The sequence below is a fragment of the Bartonella jaculi genome (assembly GCF_039543045.1).
Taxonomy (GTDB): Bacteria; Pseudomonadota; Alphaproteobacteria; order Rhizobiales; family Rhizobiaceae; genus Bartonella; species Bartonella jaculi.
In genome coordinates this window covers 1-994 of sequence record NZ_BAABIZ010000137.1, presented here as the reverse complement: position 1 = coordinate 994, position 994 = coordinate 1, and the positions used below count along the sequence as shown (strand labels likewise).

Below are 994 nucleotides of genomic sequence, written 5' to 3'. Positions count from 1 at the left end.
TTTGCCCTCTCCTCTCCCTCACGCGCTAAAACCACAACCGCTTTGGAAACTTGTGCCTTAAAACGACGCCGTAACGCCCGCTCTGAAGGGATCGGCGCCCAACCTTTCTCCTGCGCCACCGAAACCATCCGCCGATAACATGCCGAAAATGCAGGACGTGAAGGGCGTAAATAATCCGAACATAAAACCTCAAAAGCCCCCTCATGACACGGCGCAAATTGCGAAACAGTCTCCTCACCATAACAAGGCGCCAGCGCTGCCAACCAATCAGGGCGCTCATACCCTTCAACCATCTGCCGCCAATTAAAAAGCGACATCCGGCTAACCCCAAATTGCACCGCGCACAAACTTGCTGCATCATGCACCCCCATACCGGCATGGAGTAAATCTTCCCAAAAACAAAGCGCCTTCAAACGCTCTTCACAGCGCTTTTTATGCGCCTTTGAAAGCCCCTCATAACGCGCCCAAAGCGCTTCTTTTTGTCTCTTTTCCTCTGCCTTTTTCAAAACATCAACACCACCCGCCCGCAACAACAACGCCGCCCGCGCCCCCTCCGGCAATAAAGAGATGTGATACTCCCAAACCGGCTTGGTCTTACTTTCCACCTTCCGTGAAAGTTCAGAATTTTTTCTCCAATGTGCCCGTCCGTGGTTTTCAAGGCTTTTATAGGTAGATGGCAATCCTGGCAAAGCCGCCTCAGCCAACTCAGCAATACTAAACCATTCCTTCATGGCTGCCCCCTTTTAATGCGAACCGGAACCGCACGCATGGCTTTCAACCGCGCCGCAATCTCACGCTGTTCCTGCTGCAATCTTGCAATTTCTGCCAAACGCGCTTCATCCCCTTGCAACAACAGCAAACCATCTTCACTCACCACCTCATCCCAGAGCCAAAATGCCTCTGTCGCCCGCACAAAAGCTTTAAAGCGCGGCAAGGAAATATCCACCTGCTTACTTTCCGCTACATAAGCATCCAAGCTTGCCTTACTCAAACA

At 51.8% G+C, this 994-nt stretch carries 1 protein-coding gene and 1 pseudogene; both read right to left on the bottom strand.

Annotation, left to right across the window (positions count from 1 at the left end):
- Positions 1–731, bottom strand: a 731-nt coding sequence (locus ABD915_RS09825; protein WP_345117767.1) for a DNA-binding domain-containing protein, incomplete at its 3' end; no start/stop codon positions are given.
- A pseudogene (locus ABD915_RS09820) lies at positions 728–994 on the bottom strand (hypothetical protein); the annotation flags it as partial. The gene ABD915_RS09825 and the pseudogene ABD915_RS09820, both read right to left, overlap by 4 nt.